The 19,018-nt window shown below is 75.8% G+C and carries 18 protein-coding genes; 10 read left to right on the top strand and 8 right to left on the bottom strand.

Features of this window, described 5'->3' with window-relative positions:
* Positions 1 to 8: 8 nt before the first annotated feature.
* Positions 9 to 230: a hypothetical protein gene (locus ACIOHG_RS18060; protein WP_400951383.1), complete on the bottom strand. Its 222-nt coding sequence runs from the start codon at positions 228 to 230 to the stop codon at positions 9 to 11.
* A 246-nt stretch (positions 231 to 476) separates the two neighbouring features.
* On the opposite strand from ACIOHG_RS18060, the gene ACIOHG_RS18055 reads away from it, so the two are divergent.
* The 4 genes from ACIOHG_RS18055 to ACIOHG_RS18040 all read left to right on the top strand — a co-directional run bounded on the left by ACIOHG_RS18055 (position 477) and on the right by ACIOHG_RS18040 (position 6,184).
* Complete coding sequence (locus ACIOHG_RS18055; protein ID WP_400951381.1) at positions 477 to 3,014, top strand: helix-turn-helix domain-containing protein; 2,538 nt, start codon at positions 477 to 479, stop codon at positions 3,012 to 3,014.
* Between the two features lie 178 nt (positions 3,015 to 3,192).
* Positions 3,193 to 4,335 (top strand): serine hydrolase domain-containing protein, encoded by a 1,143-nt coding sequence (locus ACIOHG_RS18050; protein WP_400951378.1) that lies wholly within the window; start codon positions 3,193 to 3,195, stop codon positions 4,333 to 4,335.
* A 63-nt stretch (positions 4,336 to 4,398) separates the two neighbouring features.
* The gene (locus tag ACIOHG_RS18045) at positions 4,399 to 5,502 is read left to right on the top strand and encodes an alpha/beta hydrolase (RefSeq protein WP_400951376.1); all 1,104 of its coding nucleotides are present in this window, start codon (positions 4,399 to 4,401) and stop codon (positions 5,500 to 5,502) included.
* 109 nt (positions 5,503 to 5,611) lie between these two features.
* A complete protein-coding gene (locus ACIOHG_RS18040; RefSeq protein ID WP_400951373.1) occupies positions 5,612 to 6,184 on the top strand; it encodes a TetR/AcrR family transcriptional regulator in 573 nt (190 codons plus the stop codon).
* A 53-nt stretch (positions 6,185 to 6,237) separates the two neighbouring features.
* Here the strand turns inward: ACIOHG_RS18040 and ACIOHG_RS18035 are convergent, their stop codons facing one another.
* Both ACIOHG_RS18035 and ACIOHG_RS18030 read right to left on the bottom strand, forming a co-directional pair.
* The gene (locus ACIOHG_RS18035; protein ID WP_400951371.1) at positions 6,238 to 6,738 is read right to left on the bottom strand and encodes a hypothetical protein; all 501 of its coding nucleotides are present in this window, start codon (positions 6,736 to 6,738) and stop codon (positions 6,238 to 6,240) included.
* Positions 6,735 to 7,670 carry a class I SAM-dependent methyltransferase gene (locus tag ACIOHG_RS18030; RefSeq protein WP_400951369.1) on the bottom strand — a complete coding sequence of 312 codons (936 nt, stop codon included), beginning with the start codon at positions 7,668 to 7,670 and terminating at the stop codon, positions 6,735 to 6,737. The genes ACIOHG_RS18035 and ACIOHG_RS18030 overlap by 4 nt, the downstream gene beginning before the upstream one ends.
* A 117-nt stretch (positions 7,671 to 7,787) precedes the next feature.
* On the opposite strand from ACIOHG_RS18030, the gene ACIOHG_RS18025 reads away from it, so the two are divergent.
* Positions 7,788 to 8,840, top strand: coding sequence for a hypothetical protein (locus tag ACIOHG_RS18025; RefSeq protein WP_400951366.1), 1,053 nt, complete (start codon positions 7,788 to 7,790; stop codon positions 8,838 to 8,840).
* 114 nt (positions 8,841 to 8,954) lie between these two features.
* Complete coding sequence (locus ACIOHG_RS18020; RefSeq protein ID WP_400951364.1) at positions 8,955 to 9,992, top strand: potassium channel family protein; 1,038 nt, start codon at positions 8,955 to 8,957, stop codon at positions 9,990 to 9,992.
* A 53-nt stretch (positions 9,993 to 10,045) separates the two neighbouring features.
* On the opposite strand, the gene ACIOHG_RS18015 is transcribed toward ACIOHG_RS18020, so the two are convergent.
* Positions 10,046 to 11,068, bottom strand: a complete 1,023-nt coding sequence (locus ACIOHG_RS18015) for an FUSC family protein (protein ID WP_400951361.1) — start codon at positions 11,066 to 11,068, stop codon at positions 10,046 to 10,048.
* A 192-nt stretch (positions 11,069 to 11,260) separates the two neighbouring features.
* On the opposite strand from ACIOHG_RS18015, the gene ACIOHG_RS18010 reads away from it, so the two are divergent.
* The 3 genes from ACIOHG_RS18010 to zwf are packed head-to-tail and all read left to right on the top strand — an operon-like array spanning position 11,261 to position 15,103.
* A complete protein-coding gene (locus ACIOHG_RS18010) occupies positions 11,261 to 12,172 on the top strand; it encodes an aldose 1-epimerase family protein (RefSeq protein ID WP_400951358.1) in 912 nt (303 codons plus the stop codon).
* Between the two features lie 27 nt (positions 12,173 to 12,199).
* Positions 12,200 to 13,642 carry a sugar porter family MFS transporter gene (locus ACIOHG_RS18005; protein WP_400951355.1) on the top strand — a complete coding sequence of 481 codons (1,443 nt, stop codon included), beginning with the start codon at positions 12,200 to 12,202 and terminating at the stop codon, positions 13,640 to 13,642.
* A 42-nt stretch (positions 13,643 to 13,684) separates the two neighbouring features.
* Entirely contained in the window at positions 13,685 to 15,103 is a 1,419-nt protein-coding gene (zwf, locus tag ACIOHG_RS18000; RefSeq protein ID WP_400951352.1) for a glucose-6-phosphate dehydrogenase, read from the top strand.
* A gap of 37 nt (positions 15,104 to 15,140) precedes the next feature.
* Here the strand turns inward: zwf and ACIOHG_RS17995 are convergent, their stop codons facing one another.
* Positions 15,141 to 16,196, bottom strand: coding sequence for a PP2C family protein-serine/threonine phosphatase (locus ACIOHG_RS17995; protein WP_400951350.1), 1,056 nt, complete (start codon positions 16,194 to 16,196; stop codon positions 15,141 to 15,143).
* A gap of 234 nt (positions 16,197 to 16,430) precedes the next feature.
* Between ACIOHG_RS17995 and cobF the strand changes: the two genes are divergently transcribed.
* Positions 16,431 to 17,192, top strand: coding sequence for a precorrin-6A synthase (deacetylating) (gene cobF / locus ACIOHG_RS17990; RefSeq protein ID WP_400951348.1), 762 nt, complete (start codon positions 16,431 to 16,433; stop codon positions 17,190 to 17,192).
* A gap of 21 nt (positions 17,193 to 17,213) precedes the next feature.
* Here the strand turns inward: cobF and ACIOHG_RS17985 are convergent, their stop codons facing one another.
* The 3 genes from ACIOHG_RS17985 to ACIOHG_RS17975 all read right to left on the bottom strand — a co-directional run bounded on the left by ACIOHG_RS17985 (position 17,214) and on the right by ACIOHG_RS17975 (position 19,001).
* On the bottom strand, positions 17,214 to 17,831 hold the full coding sequence (locus ACIOHG_RS17985; RefSeq protein ID WP_400951346.1) for a histidine phosphatase family protein: 618 nt from the start codon (positions 17,829 to 17,831) through the stop codon (positions 17,214 to 17,216).
* Between the two features lie 168 nt (positions 17,832 to 17,999).
* On the bottom strand, positions 18,000 to 18,758 hold the full coding sequence (locus ACIOHG_RS17980; RefSeq protein WP_400951343.1) for a CbtA family protein: 759 nt from the start codon (positions 18,756 to 18,758) through the stop codon (positions 18,000 to 18,002).
* 24 nt (positions 18,759 to 18,782) lie between these two features.
* Positions 18,783 to 19,001 carry a CbtB-domain containing protein gene (locus tag ACIOHG_RS17975; RefSeq protein ID WP_400951340.1) on the bottom strand — a complete coding sequence of 73 codons (219 nt, stop codon included), beginning with the start codon at positions 18,999 to 19,001 and terminating at the stop codon, positions 18,783 to 18,785.
* Between the last annotated feature and the right edge of the window lie 17 nt (positions 19,002 to 19,018).

The raw sequence follows: 19,018 nt of genomic DNA, 5'->3' as shown, positions 1-19,018 counted from the left end.
GCGAGCCGTCAGCGGAGGCGGGCGGCGGCGACGGCCAGCAGCAGCAGGAGCAGCACGGTCAGGCCGAGGCAGGCGCAGCCGCCGAGGGTGCGGCGGGTCTGGACGTGGCCGCCCGGGGCGGTGCCGGGGTGCCGGGCGGCGTAGTGCGCCAGGTGCCGCCGCTCGGCGTCGGCGGCGCCGAGCCAGGGCGTCCGGTGCCCGCACTCGCCGCACCAGTAGCGGTGTGCCACGTCGACTCCTCCTGTCGCGCTCCGCCGGGGTCCGCAACCGTCCACCGGGGTCCGTCGTGCTCCGCGACCGTCCGTCGTGGTCCGCGACCGTGCGTCGTGGTCGGCGACCGCCCACCGGGGCGACGACCGTCCGCCGGGGCAGCGATCGTGGCGCGGCGGGCGGCAATCGGCCAGGTCGGGCGACCGGCCATCGGTGGCCGGTCGCCCCCGGTAGGCTCGCCCGGGTCCGTACTGGCGGGTAGGTAGGTGAGGGGGAGGTCTCCGGTGGCAGATCAACTCGGCGCGCTGTTACGCCGGTTGCGCGATCGGTCGGGGCTGACGCAGGAGCAGGCGGCGGAGCGCTCGGGGGTGAGCGTCCGGACCATCCGGCGGCTGGAGCGCGGCGGCTCCACCGACCACCGGCTGGGCACCGTGCACCTGCTGGCCGACGCGCTGGACATCGACGCGGAAGACCGCCGCCTGCTGGCCCGGCTGCTCTCCGCGCCCCGCACCGCAACCGAACCGGATGCCGAGCCGGACGCCGAACCGAAGGCCGAACCGGACGCCGAACCGGACGCCGAAGCGAAACCGGAGCCTGGACCGTCCGCCCCCGCACCTGTACTGGACGCCCACCTGGCCGGTCCGGCGCGGGAGTTGGCGGCCGAGGTGCGCCGCCGCTGGCAGCGGGAGGAGGCGCAGCGCCGGGTCCACGACCCGTTCCCGCTGCCGGTGCGCTGGCGGCCGGGCCCGGCCGAGCTGACGGACCGTCCGGAGAACGTGCAGCGGCTCGGGCCGGGGGAGGCGCCCGGTCCGCTGGAGCTGGCGGGCGACCTGCGCGGCGTGCTGGGGCTGTACCGGCGCGTCCCGTCGGGGCGGTTGGTGGTGCTCGGCCGGGCGGGCTCGGGCAAGACGGTGCTGACCGTGCGGTTCCTGCTGGACCACCTGGGATCGTCGGCCGCCGCGGGGCGGGTGCCGGTGGTATTCGGCCTGGGGTCCTGGGACCCGACGGCCACCGCGCTGCGGGACTGGCTGGTGGACCGGCTGCTGCGCGAGCACCCGCACCTGGCCCGCCGGGGCCCGTCCGGGTCGACGCTGGCCGCCGCGCTGGTGGACGCCGAGCTGGTGCTGCCGGTGCTGGACGGGTTCGACGAGATCGCGGAGGGGCTGCGCGGCGAGGCGCTGCGGGCGCTGAACGCCAGCGCGCTGCCGCTGGTGCTGACCAGTCGGCGCGCCGAGTTCGCCGAGGCCGTCCGGGAGGTCCGGGCCCCGCTGCTGTGGGCGGCGACCGTCGAGCTGGCCGACCTCGCCCCGGAGGACCTGGTGCACTACCTGCCCCGGACGGACCGGGCGGTGACCGGCAGCACCGAAAACGGAACGCCCGAAAACGGAACACCCGGGAACGGAGCACACGGCAACGGGACGCCCGGCAACGGCACGCCCGGCAACGGAACGCGCTGGGACGCCGTGCTGGCGGAGGTCGGGGCCGGACGGACCCCGGCGGCGGAGCGGCTGGCCGCGGTGCTGACCACCCCGCTGATGGTGGTGCTGGCCCGGGCGGTCTACAGCGAGTCCCCGGAGCGGGACCCGGCCGAGCTGCTGGACGCGGACCGGTTCCCGACCGGGCGGGCCCTGGAGGAGCACCTGCTGGCGGACTTCGTACCGGCCGTCTACCGGCGGCAGGTGCCCGAGCGGGACGCCACCGGGGCCCGGCGCCGCACCCCGGAGTGGGACGCCGGCCGGGCCGGGCACTGGCTGGCCCGGCTCGCCCACCAGCTGGACGGGCTCGGCCCCGAGCGGCAGGACCTGGCCTGGTGGCGGCTGTGCGACGCGCTGCCGCGCTCGACCCGCACCGCCGTGGTGATGGCGTCCACCGCGCTGTGCGTCGCGGTCGCCGACTGGCTGGTCGGCCTGTGCACGCCGCAGGCGGGGCCGTCCGAGGTGCTGCTCCAGGGCGCCCTGATGGGGCCGATCGCGGGGCTGGCCTTCGGGGCGATCTACGCGCTGCTGCTCGCCCTCGGCGGCGAGGCGCTGTTCGAGCCGAGCCGGTTCCGGCTGCGGCTGCCCGGCCCCCGCGGCGGACCCGGGACCGGCCTGGTCCGGCGGCCGGTGCGGACCTTCGCCACCCAGTTCCTGCACGGCCTGCTCGGCGGGTCGCTGATGGGCGTCGGGTGCGCGTGCGCGATCGCCCTGGAGCGGGCGCTGTACGCGGGGAGCGGTCCGGCCCGCCCGCCGCTGCTGGTGGGCACCCTGATCGACATGTTCTGCTTCGGGCTGATCTTCGGCACCGCCGCCGGGCTGGTGTTCGGGCTGACCGCCGCGCTGGAGGCCCCCGTGGACACCGCCTCGGCCGCCACCCCCGCCGGCCTGCTGGCCGCGAACCGGGCCACCGTCGTCCGCCGGTTCCTGGTGCTGGCCCCGGCGCTCACCCTGGCCATCGCGCTCGGCGGGCGGCTGGTCGCCGTCTCGTTCCGGGGCCTGCTCGGGCCGCTCAGCTGGAACCTGGCGGACGGCCTGCTGATCGGCACCGTCGGCGGGCTCGGCGGCACCGCCGCCTACCTGCTGGCCTTCACCGCCTGGGGCCAGTGGCTGGTGCTGTCCCGGTGCTGGCTGCCGCTGACCGGCCGGCTCCCCTGGCGGCCCGCCGCCTTCCTGGACGACGCCTACCGGCGCGGCGTGCTGCGGCGCAGCGGTGCGGTGTACCAGTTCCGGCACCTGCGGCTCCAGCACCACCTGGGCCACGCGTACCGCCGCGACCACCCCGGTTACGCCCCGGCCGTCTTCCCGGCGGCCGCCCCGGACCCGTAGCGGCCCACGGGCCGTCAGGGCGGGCCCCTTGACCCGGCCATGACGGGCGGTCAGCGATGACCGGTCGCTGGCCTGTCCGTCCCGGCCGCCCGGTCCGCAGCATCGGAGCACGTCCGGTCCCGGGGCCCGTCCCCGGAGCTGCGCCGGGCCCGCCCACCGCCCGAGGAGTCCGATTCCGATGAAGTCCCTCCGCCTCGCCGCCGCCGGGGCCGCTCTACTGCTCGCCGCCGCGGCCGGCACCGGCACCGCGCAGGCCGGCACCCCGACCGCCGCCGCCCTGCTCCAGGCCGGCGCCCTGCAGGGCGTCGCCGACGGCTACCCGGCCGTGATCGGCCTGGTCCGCCAGGGTGACACCGCCCAGTACGTGCACGCGGGCGTCGGCGACCTGTCCACCCGGGTGCCGGCCGACCCCGCCGCGCAGTTCCGGATCGGCAGCAACACCAAGGCGTTCACCGCCACCGTCCTGCTGCAACTGGAGGCCGAGCAGCGGCTGTCGCTGGACGACACCGTCGCCCGCTGGCTGCCCGGCGCGGTGGCGGCGAACGGCTACGACGGCGGCCGGATCACCGTGCGCCAGCTGCTGAACCACACCTCCGGGCTGCCCGACTACGCCAAGGACAGCGGGTTCGCGCTCTCCTACGCGCTCAACGCCCAGCCCACCCGCACCTGGGCGCCGCAGACCCTGGTCGACCTGGCCCTGGCCCAGCACGCGCCGACCGCCGGGCCGGGGCAGCAGTGGAGCTACGCCAACACCAACTACGTGCTGGCCGGGATGGTGATCAAGGCCGTCACCGGGAACGACCCGGCCACCGAGGTCCAGCACCGGATCATCGAGCCGCTGGGCCTGCGGCACACCACCTTCCCCACCACCGACCCGACGCTGCACGGCACTTACCTGCACGGCTACGAGTACCCGGTGGTCGGGATCGCCATCCTGGACGCCACCACCTCCGACGTACAGGCGTTCGGGGCGGCCGGGGCGATCGTGTCGACCCTGGACGACCTGGCCGACTTCGGCCGGGCCCTGCTGACCGGCCGGCTGCTGCCGCCCGCGCAGCAGGCCGAGCTCACCACCACGGTGCCGACAGGCACCGACGGGACGGTCGGCTACGGCCTGGGCATCGCCCACTTCCGGCTGCCCTGCGGCCAGTGGGTCTGGGGCCACAACGGGGCCGTCCTCGGCTACTACAGCGACTGGTACGCGAGCGAGGACGGCAGCAAGGAGATCGTCCGCGTCAACAGCGAGTTCCACCTGATCGGCCCGACCAAGGGCCAGCAGGACACCTCGAAGGCCACCGCCGACGCCTACTGCGCGCTCTGATCCCCCTTCTTCCCACCCTGCTTTCCCCCCTGCACCACCGACCCGACTCCGAAGGAGCCGCCCGTGTTCCCCGCCGTGTTCCCCACCCCGACCGCCTGGTACCGCCGGGCCCGGACGGTGGCCGTCGCCACCGCCGCCGCGGCCCTGGCCGCGCTGCTCGGCGCCGCGCCCGCCCACGCCCAGGACGACACCCCGCCCGCACTGGCCGACGGCTTCGGCCTCACCCAGGTCGGCGCGCCCGAGGTGCGCTCCGGCACCGACTTCACGATCACCGTCAGCACCGCCCGGCTCGGCGGGACGCACCGGATCCGGATCCTGCTCCCCCGCGGCTACGCGGCCGACCCCGGCCGCCGCTGGCCCGTCACGTACTTCCTGCACGGGGGCGGCGGCACCGTGGACGACGCCTCGGCCGCGCCCGCCCTGCACTCGGACGACATGATCACCGTGGTGCCGGACGGGGGCCTGAAGGGCTGGTACGCGAACTGGGTGATGCAGCGGACGGCGGTCGGCGCGGCCGACTGGCAGACCTTCCACCTGGAGCAGGTCGTCCCGTTCGTCGACGCCAACCTCCGTACCCTGACCGACCGTTCGCACCGGGCCGTGGTCGGCCTGTCGATGGGCGGCTACGGCGCGCTGCACTACGCCGAGGCCCGGCCCGAGCTGTTCGGCCACGTCGCCTCGCTGTCCGGCGGCATCGACTTCGGGATGGCGGAGATCCGCGCCGCGGTGCTGGCCACCGAGCTGAACCTGACCGGCGCGTGGTGCGCGGTCAGCACCTCCAGCCCCGCCGGCACCGGGCAGTGCACCGGCTACGGTCCCTACGTGGACAGCGACGCGATCTTCGGCTCGCCCTACCCGGTGTTCGGCGCCGACCACGTCTGGAACGAGCTGGACCCGGCCGCGTTCGGCAACCTGGCCCGGCTGGCCGAGACCGACACCACCCTCTACACCGGCGACCAGGGCCCGATCGACCACTTCACCGCCCTGGCCTCCGCCACCGTTCACCACCGGCTGGCCCAACTGGGCGTGTCGAGCCGCCTGGTGAACTACGGCAACGGCGCCTCGCTGTCCCCCGGCTGCGACGGCGGCCACAACTACGGCTGCTGGGCCCCCGTCCTCGCCGACTACCTCCCCCGCCTCGCCGCCTCCTTCGCCCACCCCGCCTGACACCGTCCGCCGGCCCCGCTCCCCGGGGCCGGCGGCGCGCTTCCCCGGCGGGCCCTCCGACTAGAATGTGAACATCGTTCACATGCGAGAAGGTCAGGAAGAGCGGCCGATGACGAGCACCAGCACCCCGTACCACCACGGCGACCTGCGCGCCGCGTGCCTGCGCGCCGCCCGCGAACTGCTGGAGGAGGACGGCAGCGCCGCCCTCTCGCTGCGCGCCGTCGCCCGCCGGGCGGGCGTCTCGGCGACCGCCCCCTACCGGCACTACGCCGACCGCGAGGCGCTGGTCTCGGCGGTGGCCGCCGAGGGCTACGGCGAACTGGCCGTCGCGCTGACGGCCGCCCACCCCGCGCCGCGCACCCCCGAGGACCTGTCCCGGGTCGCCGTCGCCTACGTCCGGTTCGCCCTCGACCACCCGGCCCTGTTCCGGGCGATGTTCGCCGAGCCCTGCGACCCCACCGACCCGGACCGGGCCGCCGCGACCGCCGCCATGCGGCAGTACGTCCGCGCCATCGTCACCGGCGTCTACCCGCACGCCGACCCGGACGCCCTCGCCACCGCCGTCTGGGCCGTCGTCCACGGCCTGGCCTTCCTCCACCTCGACGGCAAGCTCGACACCACCTCCCCCGAAACCGTCACCACCCAGGTGCGCACCGCCGTCGAGGCCCTGCTCGCCCGCTAGCACCTCCCTGGAGGGCGACCCCGTGCGGCGGTTCCCGGCCGGTCGCGCAGGGTCTAGCGGTACCAGCGGCGGTGCACGACCGGTTCGACGGACAGTGCTGCCGCGGCGGCCAGGGCGCCGACCAGAAGGGAGGGCAGGCCGCCGTTGAGGAGGGCAGCCAGGCAGGCGACGGCGACGGCCGGGGGGCGGAGCAAGGTGAGCGGGCCGAGGCCGACGACCATGGCGAGGGTGCTGGCGCGGAACGGCAGGAGGAAGTACGCGGCGAGCGAGAGCAGCACGGCGGCGGCGTAGCCGGTGAGCGGAAGCAGGTAGCCGAGGCCGCCGGCGGCCAGGGTCGCGTAGGCGCGTGCCGGGTCGGCCGCGGTGAGCAGCAGGAGCACGGAGGCCAGCGCGGGGACGAGCAGCAGGACGGCGCCGACCGCCAGCCCGCGCAGCGCGGCCCGCAGGTTGGCACGGTGCTTGCGGATGCGGGCGTCGCGGCCGGCGTAGGCCCGGAAACCGCTGAACGCCGCGTCGACCAGGCCGAGCACGGCGAGCGGCAGCGCGGGCGTCACCGGGCGACCCGGGCGAACTGCTCGGCGTCGAGGAGGCGGCGGGAGGCCTGGCCGAGGGCCTGCCGGAGCGGTGCCTCCAGGTGCGGGCGGACGCCGAGGACCGGGCGCAGCGTGGTGCAGAAGGGGTTGGCCACCCGCCGGGGTTCGTAGAGCAGCGGTCGCATGCCGGGCGCCGCGGCGGCGGCCCGCAGCAGGGACTCGTCGCCGTGCGCCCGCCGGGCGGAGGCGACGCCGTCGTGGCGGCCCACCGGGTGGCGCATCCGGGCGCGGTGGAACACCCAGGCCCCGATCGGCGCGAGGCCGGTGGCGGCGATGTCGTAGTGGCAGAACGCCATCGCGGGGGATTCGCCCTGGGCCCGGAAGAACTCCGCCAGCGCGGGTTCGGGGAAGTGGTGCAGCACGCCGGTGGAGACGTAGACGGTGGCGGCCTCCGGCAGGGCGAAGGCGTTGCCGTGGACGAAGCGGCAGTCGAGCCGTTCGGCACGGGCCAGCCGGTCCGCCTCGCCGACCAGGGCGGCGTTGAGGTCGACCCCGACCAGCTCGACGTCCGGGCCGAGGGCACCGGTGGCCGCCAGCCAGCGGACCAGGAAGCCCAGCCCGCAGCCGATGTCGACCAGGCGGAACGGCCCGGGGTGGCCGGTGGCCCGGATCGCGGTGCTCAGCGGGCCGATCAGGTGGACCAGCCGCCGGCCGATCCGGAGTTCCTCGCTGAGGCGCTGGAGTTCGGTGTGCACGCGGATCAGCAGGCGGTCCACGGCGTCCGGGTCCAGCACCCCGTCCCGGTCGGCGGGCAGTTCGGCCACCAGCCGGGCGGCCCGCAGGTCGCCGTCGGCGCGCAGCAGTTCGACCGCTTCGGCGCGCCGTACCGGCAGCCGTCGGCCGCTCTCCGGGTCGACTGCGGTGATCAGGTCGGATATCTCCAGCTGCGGCACGAGGCAGCACTCTATGCCGTCGGTCCCGGCCGCCGTCGAACCGCCCCCCGACCGGTTCGGGTGCCGTCCTCGCCGATCCGGCCGATCCCGTGGGTCCCGGCGCTCTAGGGTGGGGCCGTGGAGGAGTTGGAGCGGATCGCGGTCCCGGCCGGGGAGATCGCGGAGATCGCGGCGCTGGGCGACCCCGTGCTGCGGAACCTGCGGATCACGCTGGCCTATCACGAGCTGGCCGTGGCGACGGCCCGGGTCCTGGGCCGGGAGAACGTGAGTTGGTGCGCGTTCGGCGCCTGGGCGTCGCACACCGCCGGGCGGTCGATCCGCGGGGAGAGCGCCCCGGCGGCGGTCCGGGCCGCCGTCGCCCTCGCCCGGCGGGCCCCGGCGCCGCTGCGCCCGCTCGGGGAGCTGCCGGAGCGGATCGTCCGGCAGGTGGCGGCGCACGTGGCGGACGGGAACCTGCTGGTCTTCCGGGACCTCGGGCCGCTGTTCGCCGACCTGGCCGAGGAGTTCGGCCGCCCGGGCCCGCCGGAGCTCGTCCACGGACGGGCGGTGGAGCGCTGCCTTGCCCCGCTCCGCCCGGGGCCCGCGGAGGACGGCGGCCAGGACCTGCTGATCGCCGCGGTGCACAGCTACGGCCGGGCCTTCCTGGCCACCGACCCGGGCGAGCGGGCCGAGCACGTGCTGCTCGCCAACCTCCGGGTCGGCCTGCACGAGCAGATCCGGCTGCAGCAGGCGATCGCCGGGGCGCTCGCCCTGCCCGCGGGCGTCCCGCTGCTCGGCTTCCTGCGGCGCTCCTGGGAGGCCGTGATCACCCGGCAGCTGATGGACCTGGCCCTGCCCGCCGCGGACTTCGCGACGACCGGCCGCCTGGTCCCCCAGCGGATCGGCTCCGACGTGCGCGGTGTCGGCCCGTCCCGGTCGCCCTTCCCGGCGCCGCTGACCCGGCTGCGCAACGTCGAGCTCAAGGCCCTGCTGTACGACATCGACCGGACGCCGAACACCCTGGCGGGCAGCGCCGCCGGCGACTGGGTCCTGCTGGCCGACCGGATGAACTTCGTCGCCGACCTGTTCCGGGCCCGCCAGCAGGAGCAGCTGCTGCTCCGGGCCCCGTTCACCCCGGAGCAGGCGGCCGCGATCCGCCGGGGCACGGTGCCCGCCCCGCGGGCGTGGTGACGGCCCGCCGGGCCGGGCCCGCTCCCCCACCGTGGCACGGGTACGCCGCCAAGCCGGGGACGAGGACGGGCCGGCGCGATCGCCGGGACCGCGGGTCTCCCGCAGACTCGGAGCGTGGTGGAGCACAGCGAGGGCGCGGGCCCGCAGCAGTCGCGCCTGCGGATGCCCTACCGGGTCCGGGGTCCGGTGGGGCTGATCCTGTGGCGGCTGGCCCTGGTGCTGGCGATCGTCCTGGTGGCCGCGGTGGTGGTGTTCCTCGGCCGGGCCGGCTACCGGGACTCGGACGGTGAGCCGGTCGACTGGCTGACCAGCTTCTACTACGCGGCGGTGACGCTGAGCACGATCGGCTACGGCGACGTGGTCCCGGTCAGCGGCACCGCCCGGCTGGTCAACACCCTGGTGATCACCCCGCTGCGGCTCGGTTTCCTGCTGGTCCTGGTGGGCACCACGTTCCGGGCGCTGACCGAGCGCACCCGGGCCCAATGGCGCGAACAGTCCTGGAGGCGCAGGGTGCACGGGCACACCGTCCTGATCGGGTACGGCACCAAGGGCCGGGCGGCCGCGGCGACCCTGCGGGCCCGCGGCGTGGCCCCGCGCGACATCGTCGTCGTCGACACCTCGGCCGCGGCGGTCGACGACGCCAACCGGCACGGCCTGGTCGGGATCGTCGGCGACGGCACCCGGACGGAGGTGCTGGCGCGGGCCGAACTCGGCCGGGCCGCCCGGGTGCTGATCGCCACCACCCGGGACGACACCGCGGTCCTCGCCGCCCTGACCGCCCGCCGGATGAACCCGGGCGCGCTGGTCACCGCGTCCGTGGAGCACGCCGAGAACGCGCCGCTGCTGCGCGACAGCGGCGCCGACAACGTCATCACCGCCGCCGACACCGCGGGCCACCTGCTCGGGGTCGCCTCGCTCAGCCCGGACGTCGGCACCGTCCTGGAGGACCTGCTGTCCGCCGGACTCGGCCTGGAGGTCGCCGAACGGCGGCCCGCCCCCGAGGAGGTCGGGCAGGACCCGCGCCGGCTCGCCGAACCGGTGCTCGCCGTGGTCCGCGACGGCCGCCCGCTGCGCTACAGCGACCCCGGCATCGGCACCGTCCGGGCCGGGGACCGCCTGATCGTGGCCCGCGAGACGCCCCCCGCGGCCTGAGCAGCTGCCGGGACGCCGGGAGGCCGAGGGGCCGTCAGAGCGCCGACGGGCCGTCAGGCGGCGGGCGGTGCCTGCGGCGCGTCCGGGGCCCGGGCGTCGACGGCCGTCGCGGCGGCGTCCGCGGCGACCCCGGCCACCACCAGCAGGTCGCACACGGCCAGGCGGACGGCCTCGGTCGGCGGGCCCTGCTGCGGCGGCGCCTGGGCCGCCGCAGCGAGCGCGCCCCGCACGCAGGCCTCCCGGGCGGCCCGGCCCGGCTCGGCCGCCGCGTACGCCGACAGGGTCCGGGCCAGCGCCTCCACCACGGGCAGCAGGGCCTGCCGGTCCGGTCCCTCGGCGTCGGCCGTGAACCGGGCCAGGGTGAAGCAGCTGTTGGCGAGCACGCCGAGGCGCAGGGCCGCGCCGCTCGACGCCCGGACCGAGTGCCGCTGCCGCCGCCAGCGGGGCGTGCGCCGGGCCACCTCGACCATGTCGGTCCTGGCCCGGTCCACGTCCGTCAGCAGGCGGTACAGCGCGTGCGACTCCAGCGGCAGCAGCAGGTCCGGGTCGCCCGCGTCGGCCCGCGCGCCGAGCCGCAGCAGGCCCGCCAGCCCGTGGAAGGTCTCCGCCTCGGCAGCCCGGAGCAGCTTCAACGGGTGGGCGGGGAAGAGCAGTTGACTGAAGACCAGGGCGACGCCGGCCCCGACCAGCACGTCCAGGACCCGGTCGATCCCGGCCTCCCGACCGGAGGCCAGCGCGATCACCGCACTGGCCGCGGCCTGGGCCATCGTCACCCGCTCGCCGTCCAGCGCGAGCGTCACCAGCAGGGAGAGCAGCACCGCGCAGCCCACCGCGAGGGCCCCGTAGTGGTGGCCGAACACCGTGTACGCGCCCTGGCCGATCAGCACGCCCCACACCACGCCGAGCACCACCCGGACCGCGTTGGTGCCCCGGCCGCCCACCGGGGTGTTCAGCGCCACCACCGCGGCCATCGGGGCGAACAGCGGCAGGTGGTGGTCGAACAGCAGCCGCGCCGCCCACCAGGCCAGGGCGCAGGCCACCGCCTGCTGGAGCACCGGCCACAGCTGCCCGCGCATCCGCCGCCGCACCCCGCCCACGCCACCCCTCCAGAGCCACCGCCCCGTCCCGGCGCGGGGAACCGGACAGGTCCCGCGTCCGCCGTCGTCCCACACCCGGTGGGGACCGGACGGGCCAAGGAGTTCACCCGACCCGGGGACCGTGCCGACGGGCAGGCCGTGTCGCGGCGGGCACCGGCTATCCATCCAGGTATGAGCACAGAGACCAGCGGGGCGCAGTACCGCCTCGTGGCCGGCGACTTCCACGCCACCGTCACCGAATCGGGCGCCGGGTTGCGCGAACTCCTGCACCGGGGGGAGCCGCTGCTGCTCTCCTACGGGCCCGACGAGCCCGCCCCGGCCGCGTTCGGGCAGTTGTTGATCCCCTGGCCCAACCGGGTCCGCGACGGCCGCTACGCCTTCGACGGGCGGACGTACCAGCTCGACCTGTCGGAGCCGGAGCTGGGCAACGCGATCCACGGGCTGACCAGGTGGGCGCCCTGGCAGGTCGCCGAGCAGGGGCCCGACCGGATCACCCTGACCCACCGGCTGACCGGCTCCACCGGCTACCCGTTCCGCCTCGACCTGACCGCCGCCTACGCCCTGGACGCCGGCACCGGCCTCACCGTCCGCCTCACCGCCCGGAACGCCGGCACCCGGACCGCCCCCTACGCGCACGGCATGCACCCGTACCTGACCGTCGGCGAGCCCGTCGACGACTGCGAGCTGCAGCTGCCCGGGCACCGGTTCCAACCCGTGGACGAGCGGATGCTCCCCGACGGGCCGACCCAGCCGGTGGCCGGCAGCCCCTACGACTTCACCGCGCCCCGGCGGATCGGCGACCTGCCGATCGACCGGGCCTTCACCGACCTGGAGCGCGACGGCGACGGCCGGGCCTGGGTCCGGCTGGCCGGCTCCCGGCGTGCCGTGCGCTTCTGGTCCGACCGCTCCCAGCCGTGGCTGGAGGTGTACACGGCCGACAACGTGCCGCACGACCGGTGGCGCCGCGGCCTGGGCGTCGAGCCGATGACCGGGCCGCCGAACGCGTTCGCCAGCGGCACCGACCTGATCCGGCTCGCGCCCGGCGAGTCGTACACCGGCTCCTGGGGAGTCCTGCCCGGCTGACCGGCCGGGCCCGCAGAAAGGTCACACATGGTTCAGGGCTTCTCCCGGGAACCCGGCACGCACGGGCCGCTCACCGCGGTCCCGCCGGCCGGCCTCCGGAAGATCCAGTGGTGGGCCGCCGCGATCGCGGTCGGCGGCTTCCTGTTCGGCTTCGACACCGGCGTGGTGTCCGGGGCCCTGCTGTACGTCCGCGACGACTTCCACCTGAACTCCTTCGAGCAGGGCAGCGTGGTCAGCGTCCTGCTGATCGGTTCGGTGATCGGCGCGCTGGGCGCGGGCCGGCTCGCCGACCGGTGGGGGCGGCGCCGGCTGCTCGGCGTGGTCGGCGCGGTGTTCCTGGTGGGCACCGCGATCGCGGTGTTCTCCACCGGCTACGCGGTGCTGCTGGTGGCCCGGATCGTGCTGGGCCTCGCGGTGGGCACCGCCTCCGCGCTGGTCCCGGTCTACCTGTCGGAGATCTCGCCGACCTCGATCCGGGGCCGGCTGCTGACCCTCAACCAGCTGATGATCACCATCGGCATCCTGGTCGCCTACCTGGTGAACATGGCGTTCTCCAGCGGCGGCCGGTGGCGGGAGATGTTCGCCTGCGGCGCGGTGCCCGCGCTGGTCCTGGTGGCCGCCGCACTGTGGTTCCTGCCGGAGTCCCCGCAGTGGCAGATCGCCCGCGGGCAGATCGAGCAGGCCCGGGCCGCGATCGCCAAGGTGACCGGCCCCGACACCGCCGACCAGGTGGTCGAACTGGCCCGGCAGCGGATCGCCGAGGACAAGGCCAAGCAGGCGGCGGCCGGCGACGGCGGACAGGGGCTGCGGGCCCCGGACGTGCGCCCCGCGCTGGTCGTCGGCCTGACCCTGGCCGCCGTCCAGCAGTTCGGCGGCATCAACACGATCATCTACTACGCGCCGACCATCATCGAGCAGACCGGTCTGAACGCCTCCAACTCGATCTTCTACTCGGTGGCGATCGGCGTGATCAACCTGCTGATGACGCTGGTGGCGATCCGGCTGGTCGACCGGGTCGGCCGCCGCCCGCTGGTGCTGATCTCGCTGGGCGCGATGGCGGTCTCGGTGTTCCTGCTCGGCCTGGCCTTCGTCGCGCACCTGGCCTCCGGGCTGACCCTGCTGTTCATGGTGGTCTACATCGCCGCGTTCGCCGGCGGCCTGGGCCCGGTGTTCTGGACCCTGATCGGCGAGATCTTCCCGCCCGCCGTGCGCGCCGCCGGCTCCAGCGCCTCCACCGCCGTCAACTGGGTGTCCAACTTCGTCGTCAGCCTGGCCTTCCTGCCGCTGGCCAACAGCCTCGGCCAGGGCCAGACCTTCTGGATCTTCGCCGCGATCTGCGCCGGGGCCTTCGTCTTCGTCCGGCGCTACCTGCCCGAGACCCGCGGCCGGGACAGCGAGCAGATCCAGGACGACCTGGCCCACCGCTTCGGCCACGACACCGAGGCCCCCGTCCCCGCGGAACGGCCCTGACCCCCGCTCTCCTTGTCGCCGATCAGAACGGATCCCGCCCGCATGACCGCCACCGCGCTGCCCCCGTCCCGGCTCGAACCCTCCGACGTCCTGGTGCTCTACGGCATCACCGGCGACCTCGCCCGCAAGATGCTGCTGCCCGCGCTCTACCAACTCAGCGCCGCCGGGCGGCTCCCCTGCCCGGTGGTCGGCGTCGCCGTCGGCGACTGGGACGACGAGCGGCTGCGCCGGCACGCCCGCGCGGCCGTCGAGGCCACCGGCACCACCGTCGACGAGCAGGTGTTCGACCGCTTCGCCGCCGGACTGTCCATCGTCACCGGCGACTTCGCCGAGGACGCGACCTTCGAACGGCTCAAGGCGGCGCTGGCCGGGCGCGGCTTCGCCACCCACTACCTGGCGATCCCGCCCGGCCTGTTCACCACCGTCGCCGCCGCCCTCGCCCGGGCCGGCCTGAACCGCGACGCCCGCCTCGTCGTCGAGAAGCCCTTCGGCCACGACTCCGCCTCCGCCCGCGAGCTCCAGCAGGAACTGGGCCGGTACTTCGACGACAACCACCTGCTGCGGGTCGACCACTTCCTCGGCAACGCCGCCGTGGAGTCGCTCATGGTGGCCCGCTTCGCCAACACCCTGCTCGCCCCGATCTGGCACCGCTCCTACGTCGACAACGTGCAGATCAGCCTGGCCGAGGACTTCGACGTCGCCGACCGCGGCTCGTTCTACGACGCCGTCGGCTGCCTGCGCGACGTCGTCCAGAACCACCTGCTGCAGGTCCTCGCCCTGCTCGCCATGGACCCGCCCAGCAGCGACAACTACGCCGCCCAGGGCCTGGAGAAGTGGCGGGTCCTGCACGCCGTCCGCCCGATGGACCCGGCCGTCACGGTGCGCGGCCAGTACGAGGGCTACCTCGACGTGCCCGGGGTGAAGCCGGACTCCGTCACCGAGACCTACTTCGCCACCACCCTGTACGTCGACAACTGGCGCTGGGCCGGCGTCCCCTTCCACCTGCGCAGCGGCAAGTCGCTGGCCGTCTCCGCGACCGAGGTGGTGGTCGAGCTCCGCCGGCCGCCGCTGGAACTCTTCCGCGGCCAGGACGGCCACGCCCCGCCCAACCTGGTCCGGTTCCGGATCGACGGCGACACCGGCATCCGCGCCGACCTGCTGGTCGCCAAGGGCGCGGACGGCCACGGGCCGGTCCAGGTGCCGATCGGCGTCGACTACACCAAGCTCTTCGGCCGCCTCGAACAGCCCTACGAGACGATCCTCGGCGGCGCGGTCAGCGGCGACCCCGAGCCGTTCGCCTTCTACCCCGCCGTCCTGGAGTGCTGGCGGATCGTCGACCCCGTCCTCGACCCGACCGACCCGCCGCTGCGCTACGCCCCCGGCAGCTGGGGCCCGGAGCCCGCCGCACAGCTCCCCGGCCCCGCGGGCTGGCACCCGCTCGGGCCCACCCTGTTCGACTGAGTCCGGGGCCGGGTCCGGAACCGGGGGCGGGACGCGTTCACGACCGGTCCCCCGGTGGCTCCCAGGCCAGCACCAGCAGCGCCGAGTCGTCGTCCCGCACCCCGCCCGCGAAGCGCTCGGCGTCCTGCTGGAGCCAGTCCACGACGGCCTGCGGCGCGGCCGGGACGGGGCGGGCGGTCAGCCGGGGCAGCAGCGGGTAGAACGCGCCCGCCCGGTCGCGGGTCTCGGTGAGCCCGTCGGTGTACAGCAGCAGCGCGTCGCCGGGGCGCAGCCGGACGGCCGGTCCGGGCTCCGGGCCGCCCCCGGCCAGCACCCCCAGGCCGAGCGGCAGGCCCGGGGCGGCCGGGAGTTCGGCGGCGGTGGCGCCGCGCAGCAGCAGCGGGGGCGGGTGGCCGCAGGACAGGGCGCAGGTGGCGCCGTCCGGTCCGATGGCGACCAGGGCGGCGGTGGCGAAGGCCTCGGGGTCGGTGAGGAAGCGGCGCAGGCTGGTGTCGAGCCGCCCGGCGAGGGCGGCCAGGCCGGGTTCGTCGTGGGCGGCCTCGTAGAAGGCGCCGAGCACGACGGCGGCGGTGGTCACGGCGTCCAGGCCCTTGCCCCGGACGTCCCCGATCAGCGCCCGCAGCCCGAAGGCGGTGTCGGCGACCGCGTAGAAGTCCCCGCCGATCCCGGCGTGCTCGGCGGCGGCCCGGTACCCGGCGGCGATCGAGACCGGGCCCACGGCGGCGGGCACCGGGCGCAGCACGGCGCGCTGGGCGCTCTCGGCGACCGAGGTGATGCTGACCAGCAGCGCGGCGGCCTGCTCCCGGCGGCGGACCACGAAGCAGCCGAGGGCGGCGATCCCGAGCACGGCCGCCGTGGTGCCGACGGCGGTGGCGGTCCGGCCGGGCTCGCCGAGGGCGAAGGCCCAGCGGGTGGCGACCGCGACGGCGGCGGCGGCCAGGATGGTGCCGGGCCCGGACCCGAGGGCCGCCACGGCGGGCACCGCGACCAGCACCGAGGGGATGTGCCAGCTGTCGGTGGTGACCTGCAGGACGACCACCAGCGCGTACAGCACGACTGCGGCGGCCAGCGAGGCCGCACGCGTGGCCGGCACCGGCTCGGGCCCGGGCCCCGTCGGACGACTGCTGATGAGAGTGGCTCCTGTCCGGGCGCTGCACGACCGGCCGCCGGAGCCCAGCCCCGCGCACCGGCCGACCTCCAGTCCACCACACGGCCGCCCCGCCGCCCGGCCACGACACGTCCGGGGCCGCCTCCGTCCCCACCCCTGTGCCCCGTGCGCCGAGCCCCCCGTGCCCCGTGCGCCGACCGAGCGGGCAGAATCACCCGCATGCGTACCCTTCTCGTCATCGGCATCGGCGCGGGCGACCCGGACCACCTCACCCTGGAGGCGGTCAAGGCGATCGGCCGGACCGACGCGTTCCTGCTCCTGGACAAGCCCGAGGAGCGGCAGGACCTGATCCGCCTGCGGCGGGACATGATCGCCGAGCACGGCCGCCCCGGGCACCGGGTGGTCGAGCTGGTGGACCCGGCCCGCGACCGGTCCACGCCCGCGTACCGGGAGGCCGTCGAGGAGTGGCGCGACCGGCGGGCCGACCTGGTCGAGCGGGCCGTCGCCGAGGAGCTGGCGGACGGGCAGACCGGCGCCCTGCTGGTCTGGGGCGACCCGGCGCTGTACGACAGCGTGACGGCGGTGCTGGACCGGATCCTGGCCCGCGGCCGGACGGAGTTCGCGTACACGGTGGTCCCCGGCATCAGCAGCGTCTCGGTGCTGGCCGCCCGGCACCGCACCACGCTGACCCGCACCGCCCGGCCGGTGCGGATCACCACGGGGCGGCGGCTGGCCGCCGACGGCTTCGGGCCGGGCGCGGAGGACGCCGTGGTGATGCTGGACGGGCAGGACGCCTACGCGCGGATCGACCCGGCGGGCGTGCACATCCACTACGGGGCCTACCTGGGCACCGAAGACGAGATCCTGGTCTCCGGTCCGCTCGCCGAACAGGCCGACCGCATCAAGGAGTTGCGGGCCGAGGCGCGCGAGCGCAAGGGCTGGATCATGGACAGCTACCTGCTGCGCCGCACCGAGGACTGAGCCGGCGGCGCCCCGGGGGCGTCAGATCCGCTGCTCCGGCGGGAAGCCCGTCCAAGCCAGGTCCGGCGGCAGGTGCCGCTGGTCGTTGTGGACCAGGACGGCGGGCGGGCGGCCCGGGGCGTAGCGGATCACGGTCAGTCCGGTGTGGGCCTGGTTGATGCCGAGCCAGCGCCAGGCCGGGGCGTCCAGGGCGTGCCGGACCAGCCAGCCGACCAGGAAGTTGTGGGTGACCAGCAGTTCGTGGCGCTCCCGCTCCCCGGCGACCGGTCCGGTGAAGCGGCGCTCCGCCTCCCGGGCCAGTGCCCGGCCGGTCGCGGCGTCCTCCGGCGTGGCCCAGGAGAGGAAGCCGAGGAGGAAGTCCGCGCTGTCGGACGGGAGTTCGGCCCGCTCCGGCAGGTGCGGCACGTAGTCCCCGGCACATTCGGCCACCACCGTCCCGACCCCCGCCAGTTGCGCAGCGGCCACCTGCGCGGTCTGCGCCGCCCGGGCCGCCGGCCCGTGGTGCACCGCCTCGATCGGCCGCCCCGCCAACCGCCGCCCGAGCGCCGCGGCCTGCCGCCGCCCGTTCGCCGACAACCCGCTCTCGTCGGCCAACGCCTCCCCGTGCCGCACCAGGTACAGATACCGGGCCGCCACCATCCGCGCCCTCCCTCGCTCCGTCCGTCCGCCATGGGGACGCCCCGCACCGCCGCCCGGTTCCGCGGCGCACCCATGGCGGAGGCCGCCGACAGTACGCCGCGATACGCCGTGCGCACGCCGCAGGGCCGCTCCCCCTCCGTGACGGCGGGAACGGCCCTGCGGGGTGGGCTAGTCGGCGACGGGGGCCGCCTCGGTGGGTGCCTGCGTGGTCCGGGCGGGCTTCGGGAGCAGGAGGCGCTCCGCGAGGTGGCCGAAGAGCAGGCCGTAGGAGAGCCAGAGGGTGAGCTGGATGGCGAGGGCCGCGGTGCGGAACTGCCAGAGCAGGGTGGCGGAGAAGTCCTCCGGCACCTCGTTGATCGCGGGCAGCAGGACGTACCCGAGGCCGATCAGCACGGCGTAGCCGAGACCGGCGGCCAGGGTGGCGTTCCAGTTGCCCAGGCGCGGGGCGAGCTGTCGGCCCGCGGCGATCGCGGCGACCGCGAGCAGCACGCTCAGCAGCATCATCAGGAAGTAGAGCAGGGTGCGGTGGCCGATGGTGTCCGGGTCGCCGACGGACGGCGGGTTGGCCGGGTACTTGAGGAACGGGACGAGGTAGACGGCGACCAGGGCGGCGCCGGAGAGCAGCAGCGCGGTGGCCCGGGGGCCGATCCGTCCGGTGCGGCCGAGGGCGAAGCAGTAGGCGAGGGCGGCGATGCCGCCGAGGGCGAGGCCGTAGAGCAGGATGCCGGTGGCCAGGCCCGCGGTGGACTGCAGGGTGCGGCTGACCAGTTCCTCGCCGTGCTCGTGGGCGTGGGAGTCCTCGAAGGCGATCGCCGCGTCGATCCGGGGCTCGCCCAGCAGGTAGGCGACGATCAGGGCCAGGACGCCGGCGCCGAGTCCGGCGAGCATGCCGCGCACCAGCAGGTCGCGGACGGTGTGGTTCTTCATCTCAGGTGCTCGCTGTCCCCGTGGTCAGTGGCAGGGGAAGCCGAGCAGGTGGCGGCCGTCGTGCACCCACTCGTGCACGGTCTCGCCGGAGATCAGCGAGGTGGCGCCCTGTTCGGCGCCGACGAAGTAGAGCACGGTGAGCAGCAGAACGCCGAAGAACAGCGCCCACGGGGCGACGGCCTTGACGGAGAGGGGGGTGATGGCCGGCGTGGTGACGGCGGCGGGCGCGACGGGGTGAGCCATGGCGGGGTGGACCTCCT

Source organism: Kitasatospora sp. NPDC088134, assembly GCF_044741705.1.
Classification (GTDB): domain Bacteria; phylum Actinomycetota; class Actinomycetes; order Streptomycetales; family Streptomycetaceae; genus Kitasatospora.
Note: the sequence above shows the minus strand (reverse complement) of the source record. Positions and strands in the feature narration are given on the sequence as shown.